Consider the following 7,778-nt stretch of genomic DNA (forward strand, 5'->3'; position numbering starts at 1 on the left):
CCACGTTGAGCCCCACATGCTTCATCATGCAAAAGGTCCGAAGCCCTGAGTTGGCGGCAGCGGCAGCGACTTCCAGGGAGACCTTTTCATTGGTGGAATATTCAAAATAGAGATCCGATTCCCTGGACATCTGGAACAGATTCAAAGAGACTTCCGAGGACGGGGTCCCCGGATATGTTGTGGCAAAGGCGACACCGGCTTCAACAGCGCCCCTTGCAATGGCTTCGTTGCCCAGGAGCATGATTTTCTCTCCGGGGCTGTCCTTTAACAGTTTATGCATGCGCACAGCTCCTTCTATATTTTAGTTTCAGGCATAAAGTTTTTCAGCATGAGCCAGGGAAGAGGCATACCCTTTGAACCCTTGGGTATCCTCACAGGAGTTAATGGCACTGGAGGCAAAAAACCCTTCCACCATGGTCTTTTCCCCATGACGGATCAAACCCATGAACAGCACAGGGACAAGGCTGAGCCCATTTTTACCGGTCTCAACACTGAAATCCAGGGGTTCTTCAGTCTGGTACACGGCAAACAGACTGTTTTGAACAGGCATCAGCTGAACAATTTCCGGGTGTTCATGGTGATGGTGGTGATCGTGATCGTGATCACTACAATGGTTACACATGATCTTTAAAGCCTTTCATTATTGCAGGTTGAGGGCACCTAACGCTTAAACCATAAGGTCTTTGCCGGCAAATAACACAGACCTTGTGCCCTAAAAACAGCTTAAGCCCTCAATAATATCGAAATTTATTATAGAATTAAAGGTTTTTGCAAAAATTTTTTAGGTTCATGTCGTGTTTCAGCTTGCTGTTACAATTGTCTTATAATTTTTCCTGTTTCAGTACGCTTGAATGGCTTTTTAAACACAATTTTTTTCGGGCGTTCGTAGCGGTCCAGGTATTGCTCGAACAGTTGTGCCACTCTTTTTTCAAAAAGCTTGTCAGGCATTGTTTCAATAACCAGCACCATGCAGTGACCAAGGGTTTCATCGGGCAGGGAGCCGATGAAAAAAGGGTGTTCAATGGCACTTTCCAGCTTTTTTTCGATGATTTCAGGAAAATACTTAATGCCGCCTGAAATGATCACATTATCCACCCGGCCCAAAATACGAAAGGTGGCACTGTCAATAAGTTCTGCCAAGTCGTTGGTAACAAGAGGGGCGGATTGGTCCAGGCCCGGCATTTCAATGGTAAGAGACCCTTTTGGGGAGAGCCCCACGCAAATATCCCCCAGACAGTGGAAAATATCAGATGCATCCGGCCCATTGATCCGGCGAAGGGCGATGTGGGTGGCGGTTTCGGTCATGCCGTAGCTTGCAAAACAGGCCGTGGGCACGGTTTGAAGTGCGGTTTCAAGGGTTGCCGGAAGCGCGGAGCCGCCGACTAGCAAGGCCCCAAGGGCCTCAAACCGTTCCGGATATTCCAAAAGCTTTGTGACCTGGTTGGGCACCATGGCAGCGAACCGAAAGGGGGTATCTCGGCACTGGGACAGGAAGGCAAAACCACCGCTTGGTTCTGCAGTGCATAGATCAAGCCTGCCCAAAAGTGCCCTGACCACCATAAGTTTCCCTGCGATGTATCTTAGGGGCAGACACAGCAGGATGCGCTGGCCGGGTTTCAGTTCAAAAAATTCAAGAGTGCGCATGGCGCTTTGGGCCACAAAAGTTTTCTTCAAAAAAATGGCCTTGGGCGGACCTGTGCTGCCCGAGGTATGGACGGTGATGGTGTTTTCCGGCCCATACCACTGGGTTAAAAAATCAATGAGCTCGGATTCGATGCCCGGGGGGCAGACCTGAGCGCCCTCCTGCACAAGCCTTTTTATCCGGTGTACGGTACCGTTGACGCATAGGGTATCAGGAAAAATAGTCACAGACTTAAAAAATCCCCGGAAAAACAAACCGTTTGCCCGGATCAAAAAAGAGTTGTTCCCCGCGGATTTCCAGGGGAGAGTCCAGATTATTGGTAAATAATTTCCCCGTACCAAGGCCCTGGTGCAAATGGGGCTGCTTTAAAAAAGTCCACTGGGCAATGGCGTTTAACCCCAGATCGGATTCAAGGTAAGAGGTGACCCACCAGCCGATGCCTCGGGCATCGGCCAGTTCAATCCATTCGTCACACCCTTTCATCCCCCCGTGCAGGCTGGGTTTCAGCACCAGGTAATGGGGGGAAAGGGTATCCAGAAGACGAATTTTTTCTTCACGCTTCGTAATCCCGATCAGTTCCTCATCAAAGGCAATGTCCAGGGGGGACTTTCTGCACAACCCGGCCATATGCTGCCACTGTCCTTGGGCAATGGGCTGTTCAATGGAATGAATACCCAATTCGGCCAGCTGCCCAAGCCGGTCCAGAACCTGGTCCGGGGAAAAGCCGCCATTGGCATCCACCCGTAAAATGACGTCGTCGGCACTGTATTCAGACCTGATATCTTTAAGGATGGCAAGCTCTTCCTCAAACTGGAGCGCCCCGATTTTAAGCTTAATGCAGCGCCACCCCGAATCCAGTTTCTGTCGAACCTGCTCTTTCATGAACGACACTTCCCCCATCCAGATCAAGCCGTTGATGGGGATACCTTTCTCACCCCGGGTGAAGCCGGAAGGAAAAAGAATCTGCGTACCGGCTTGTTCCAGATCCCCCAGGGCGGTTTCCAGCGCAAACCGCACCGAAGAGGGCATACGCTCTTGATCAGCCTGGGCACAAAACCCATCCGGGTCTGCGGCAAGCGCGGCAAGCACCTGTTCCACCTCCGGAATGGTCTCAGCGCTCAACCCCGGTAAAGGCGCGCACTCCCCCACCCCGATCCGGCCCTCTTTTCCCAGAACAAGATACCACACCCGGCGATGGTTCAGCACCCCCCGGGATGTCCCGGCCGGCCGTTTAAACTGTAATTTATATTCGATAACCCGTGCGTTCATGGCTTGAATCTATTCAAACTCCAATACTCTTGATATTTTAATCTACCACGAAGTTCATTAAGAACACGAAGCTTCAAACACTAATCTCTTAGTGAACTTCGTGTTCTTCGTGGTTAAATTGAATTCAGGGGAACTTCGGAAATTTACTGAAATCCGGCTTTCTCTTTTCAAGAAACGCGTTTTTGCCTTCCTGGGCCTCCTGGGTCAGGTAATACAAGAGCGTGGCGTTACCGGCAAACTCCTGGAGCCCCACCTGACCGTCGAGTTCGGCATTGAGCCCCAGTTTGATCATGCGAAGCGCCAAGGGGCTGTGTTCCTGCATTTTCATGGCCCAGGCCACGGTCTCATCTTCGAGCTGCGCCAGGGGCACCACCTTATTAACAAGCCCCATTTCCAGAGCCTCGGCAGCCGTATACTGACGACACATGAACCAGATCTCCCGGGCTTTTTTCTGCCCGATCGTGCTGGCCAGATAGGAGGAGCCTAATCCTGCATCAAAACTGCCCACCTTGGGGCCGGTCTGGCCAAATATGGCGTTTTCGCTGGCTATGGTGATGTCGCACACCACATGGAGCACATGGCCGCCGCCGATGGCAAAGCCGTTGACCATGGCGATCACGGGCTTGGGCATGGAACGGATTTGCTTCTGGACTTCAAGGATATTCAGCCTTGGGGTGCCGTCCTTGTCAATATAACCACCCACCCCTTTCACATTCTGGTCGCCGCCGGCGCAAAAGGCCGTATCCCCTGCCCCGGTCAAAACAATTACATTGATACGCTGATCCTCCCGGCAAATGCGCAAAGATTCGCTGATCTCATGGACGGTGGTGGGACGGAAGGCGTTGCGGTAGCGTTCACGGTTGATGGTGATCTTGCCGATGCCCTCATAATACTCAAAAAAGATATCTTCGAACTCTTTGATGCTTTCCCAGTGGCGGTTTTCTGTCATTTATTGGTCTCCGTATTAGTTATTCTCTTTTTAATTCCCGAAAACAGTCCCTTAAATACCTTTGTGTTGGTCTGGGCATCCGTAAACACCTCTAGCAGGGTGGGGACAATCCGGCCGGGATTATATAACTTTTCAAGGGCCATGTCCAACTGGGAAGCTGAGCTCGCCTGCAGGTAGTCAAGGCCGAATGTCGATGCAAGGCCCTGGGCCTTTGCACTGTGGCCCGCAAAAAAATAGTTTTGAAACACCGCCTGATTATCCTCTCCGGTGGGGCCGGCAAGGTCTTCCACGAAACTGAAAATATTGCCGCCGCCGTTGTTTAGCAGAATAATCCTTAAATTTTTCCCCAGGTATTTATTCCACAATCCGTTGGAATCGTAGAAAAAAGAGAGATCTCCCAAAATAAGCGTATTGATCTTAGAGCTGCATGAGGCATACCCCACCGCCGTTGAGACAGAACCGTCAATACCGCTGGTTCCCCGGTTGCCAAGCCAGGTAACCTCTTTGATGCCGGGGGTTAACACGGCATATCTCACGGTGGAGCTGTTGCCAAGATGCAGGACTGAATCTTCCGGCACTGCCTTTAATGCGCCGGCACATGCCGTAAAATCACTAAAAGGGGCCCGGTCCAGATAATGTTTATAAATTTGCAGGGTCTCTTGCTCGCGGTCTTTCCAGGCCCCGGCATAACCGCCGGATGCCTTTTGGATCTGCATATCAGCCAATTGTCCAAAAAACAGTTCCGGGGACATGGCACAAACCCTGGTCAATGCCTGGTAGGTGTCCATATGCCCACCACCGGCATCCACATGAATATGCTCGTGTGGTTTATTAGCTCTTAAAAATTGCCGTATACGCTTGGATACAAAATGCCTGCCAAAGGTAATCAGCAGATCAGGCTGAAACACGGCGGCATCGCCCGAGGATATGGACCCAAGCACAAGTTCCGGAACGGCACAGCAGCAACCGGAAGGTATCTGCAGATTGGCCAGGTGCTCGGCGGCAACCACGGCACCGGTTTTTTCGGCAAACAGGGTCAGGGAACTGTTAAGTTCTCCATTGCCCTGGGACTGGCCTGCCAGTACAAGTATTTTATCTGCCCGGCCGATCTCTTCGGCTGCTGCGGCCAATGCCTTTTCGTCAAGATTGATCCGTGTCTGTGCATTCCCGATCACTTTAACATCAGGCAGTTGCGCATCCATGGTCCGGTGCAAAGGCTCTTCAAGGGGAATGTTGATATGCACAGGTCCGGGCGCATCAGACACGGCCGTATTAAGTATTTCGTTGATTAACCGCGCACCGGACCAAAGCCGGCAGTCCGACTCCTCCAGGGGCAGCGAACACGATTGCTTGATAAAATTTCGGTACAGCGCCGTTTGCTGGATGCACTGGTTTTCTAGCTGATCTATCCAGTACGCGGGCCGGTCCGCAGTCACCACGATCAAAGGGATATTCTGGTAAAAGGCCTCAGCCACAGCCGGGGCAAAATTAATTGTAGCCGTACCGGAGCTGCACACAATAACAACCGGGTTTTTCTTTGCCTGGGCTAACCCTATCGCAAAATAACCGGCACTGCGCTCATCCACAATCACCCTGCAGTTAAATTGTCCGCAGCCTGCCAGGGTATGAATCAAGGGACCGTTCCTGGACCCGGGGCACAGCACAATATCAAAAATATTTTTACTTAGGAATAACGATGCAAGCTGCTGCACATGGCGCTTTTTTGAAATCATCATGTCTGCTCCCCAACTATCATCAACTTAAATTTCTTAGTACATTTTACCCGTTTTGTCTAGGGAAAATGCTAAAGCAAAAACTTATATCCCACACCTAAAGGAGTGGATTTTACGGCCTAAAGGCCAGAACTATAATCGCGGTGCTGGACGAAATCAGCACCGCGATTCACGGCGGCGGGCTGATCCCGCCGTCGGCTTGACCGATTGGTTATGCGTTTAATGACTATTTTTAGGCTGTTGAATTTATGTTATCATTGAACATTTATCCAGAAATCAGCAGTCACCACTTCGTTTTTATAGTTAAACTGACACCAAAGTTTATAAATGCCCGCAGAAGGGAATTGGGTTTTAAATTTTATCAAAGATGGTTCCCCCTCTTTCATCGCATGAGCATGGATATAGTCATTGACGTTCAATATCTCTGATTTTCTGATTACGACAAGATGAGCTTTCTCACCGAGAAACGGATGCAAACCTTTGACAGGGCTGTCATCCGATACCATTTTCAAATCAAAGGCAACAGTTGTTTCTTCATTCGTTTTCACTGTTTTCGGCGAGACATCCATACTGACCTTGACATCTCCGACAATTATTTCGGTTTTTTTTGTATCCGGAACGGTCAGCGGTCTTGCGGTTCCTTTTATGCGGAGTTTGAGAACTGAAATCTGCTCTCCGCTATTTTCCGGTTTGTAATCACTGAAAAGAGTATACTCTCCGGCATCGGGGAAACTGGTTTCTGTCAGAAAACTGCCGTCTGCCTTATAATCAGGATGAAGATGACGGAAAAATTCCAGATCATCACTGACAATGATCAGATGCATCAGTTTTTCCTGAAATGTTTCAAACCGTGTAACATTAAGCTCTTTTTCATCTTTAATAAGGATCGTTATCGGAAAAATCTGCTCCTGTCTGATTTCAGACGGAACAGACATTTCAGCCTTAAAAGATTTCACTGCACTACCAGATGAGTGCGATCCATGCTTGGAATGATCAATCTGCCCGTTTACAGTCGAAGCGGTGATCATCAACAATATTACCATGATTACTTGAAGATAATTTTTCTTCATACATACTCCTTGTTAACAATACTTCGGTAATTTTTTTCAGACTCAATAAATTCAGTAGGTAAATAATTAAGTAATTAGGGTCAGAGTAAAATTATTTTCAAGATAATGGTTCAACTTATAGTTAAAATTAAAAAATTTAATTTTACTCTGACCCCATTTATGCTGACCCCATTTATGTGACCCCATTCATGCTCTCTACTCTACTCAGATTTACATGCAGATTTACAGCGGAAAAGATTTCCAATGAAATATCTTGTTAGAGATTTTTTGGTAAATTATATGAAACGTTTTCTTGATTTACCGTGATGTATTTTTTTGTTTTGAGATTATTTATAACCGCTGCCAGTTCATTTTCTTCAAGTTTTTTTGTGAATAGAGAGTTGATTGTATTTGATAGAGTTTTAATTTTCCGTGGTCGTGATTGTCCTCGACCAGCAAGGTTTTTCACTATAGCGTTTATTTTCTCGTCATTGTTTGTTGTATTTGATATTCGAAGTATTGGAATCTCGGCCAGATCGTTGACTCGATTTACCCTTATTTTCCTACTTCTCAAATGCTTAACAAGAGGATCAAAACCAGTGTCTTTTGAGACGATATGGTAGTACCCATCTTTATCTTCAGTTGATAACTGACCAAGATAGCAGGCAATATGAAAATCTAAAGCGTTTGGGCCATTACCCGATATCTTTATATATCTGGCTTCTTTCCCGAACTCTTGAAGTGCGCAAGCCATTTCAAAGGGAATTCTGACTTGGTTTTCACCGACAAATACCATAATATTAAAAGGATGCTTTTTTAATATTTCTAAGTTTTTAGGCTGAATATTTTCAAAATCAATGAGAACGTAATTAATCGGTGGCACGTAGATTTTACCTCATTTAATTTTTTCTTTTCTCTAATCACGGTGCTGACCGGCGCCGTGGGCCGATCAGTCAGACGCAGTCTGAATGATCGGTGTGCTGTGTAGTTTTTTTCTGTATAACTCCAACAAATGACATGTACAAATCCTGTATCAATAAAGAACGAAATTGACAATCATTTTGTGCCGGTGTTATAGAATTTTCTAAGGGATAACATTCAAGGTGCTCACCCGCTATTACTTTGATTATGAAACG

7 protein-coding genes and 1 pseudogene are annotated in these 7,778 nt (G+C 47.5%); all 8 read right to left on the bottom strand.

What is annotated here, in order from left to right:
* Window positions 1-280, bottom strand: a pseudogene (locus B3D59_RS16895) (indolepyruvate ferredoxin oxidoreductase subunit alpha); the annotation flags it as partial.
* Window positions 281-307: 27 nt separating this feature from the next.
* Window positions 308-622 carry a hypothetical protein gene (locus B3D59_RS16900; RefSeq protein ID WP_277005122.1) on the bottom strand — a complete coding sequence of 105 codons (315 nt, stop codon included), beginning with the start codon at window positions 620-622 and terminating at the stop codon, window positions 308-310.
* A gap of 188 nt (window positions 623-810) precedes the next feature.
* Window positions 811-1,869 carry an AMP-binding protein gene (locus B3D59_RS16905; RefSeq protein ID WP_286822310.1) on the bottom strand — a complete coding sequence of 353 codons (1,059 nt, stop codon included), beginning with the start codon at window positions 1,867-1,869 and terminating at the stop codon, window positions 811-813.
* 4 nt (window positions 1,870-1,873) lie between these two features.
* A complete protein-coding gene (locus B3D59_RS16910; protein WP_286822311.1) occupies window positions 1,874-2,911 on the bottom strand; it encodes an o-succinylbenzoate synthase in 1,038 nt (345 codons plus the stop codon).
* 124 nt (window positions 2,912-3,035) lie between these two features.
* The gene (menB, locus tag B3D59_RS16915) at window positions 3,036-3,860 is read right to left on the bottom strand and encodes a 1,4-dihydroxy-2-naphthoyl-CoA synthase (protein ID WP_286822312.1); all 825 of its coding nucleotides are present in this window, start codon (window positions 3,858-3,860) and stop codon (window positions 3,036-3,038) included.
* Entirely contained in the window at window positions 3,857-5,596 is a 1,740-nt protein-coding gene (gene menD, locus B3D59_RS16920) for a 2-succinyl-5-enolpyruvyl-6-hydroxy-3-cyclohexene-1-carboxylic-acid synthase (RefSeq protein WP_286822313.1), read from the bottom strand. Before menD ends, menB begins: the two co-directional genes overlap by 4 nt.
* A gap of 251 nt (window positions 5,597-5,847) precedes the next feature.
* Complete coding sequence (locus tag B3D59_RS16925) at window positions 5,848-6,663, bottom strand: hypothetical protein (RefSeq protein ID WP_286822314.1); 816 nt, start codon at window positions 6,661-6,663, stop codon at window positions 5,848-5,850.
* Window positions 6,664-6,919: 256 nt separating this feature from the next.
* Window positions 6,920-7,525 carry a PIN domain-containing protein gene (locus tag B3D59_RS16930; protein ID WP_286822315.1) on the bottom strand — a complete coding sequence of 202 codons (606 nt, stop codon included), beginning with the start codon at window positions 7,523-7,525 and terminating at the stop codon, window positions 6,920-6,922.
* Between the last annotated feature and the right edge of the window lie 253 nt (window positions 7,526-7,778).

It is taken from the genome of Desulfobacter sp. UBA2225, from assembly GCF_002348205.1.
Classification (GTDB): domain Bacteria; phylum Desulfobacterota; class Desulfobacteria; order Desulfobacterales; family Desulfobacteraceae; genus Desulfobacter; species Desulfobacter postgatei.

Bases quoted from the DNA above. Each gene is read 5' to 3' on its own strand.
- B3D59_RS16900 (WP_277005122.1), bottom strand. From the start codon at position 622: ATGTGTAACCATTGTAGTGATCACGATCACGATCACCACCATCACCAT.
- menD (WP_286822313.1), bottom strand. From the start codon at position 5,596: ATGATGATTTCAAAAAAGCGCCATGTGCAGCAGCTTGCATCGTTATTC.
- B3D59_RS16910 (WP_286822311.1), bottom strand. From the start codon at position 2,911: ATGAACGCACGGGTTATCGAATATAAATTACAGTTTAAACGGCCGGCC.
- menB (WP_286822312.1), bottom strand. From the start codon at position 3,860: ATGACAGAAAACCGCCACTGGGAAAGCATCAAAGAGTTCGAAGATATC.
- B3D59_RS16925 (WP_286822314.1), bottom strand. From the start codon at position 6,663: ATGAAGAAAAATTATCTTCAAGTAATCATGGTAATATTGTTGATGATC.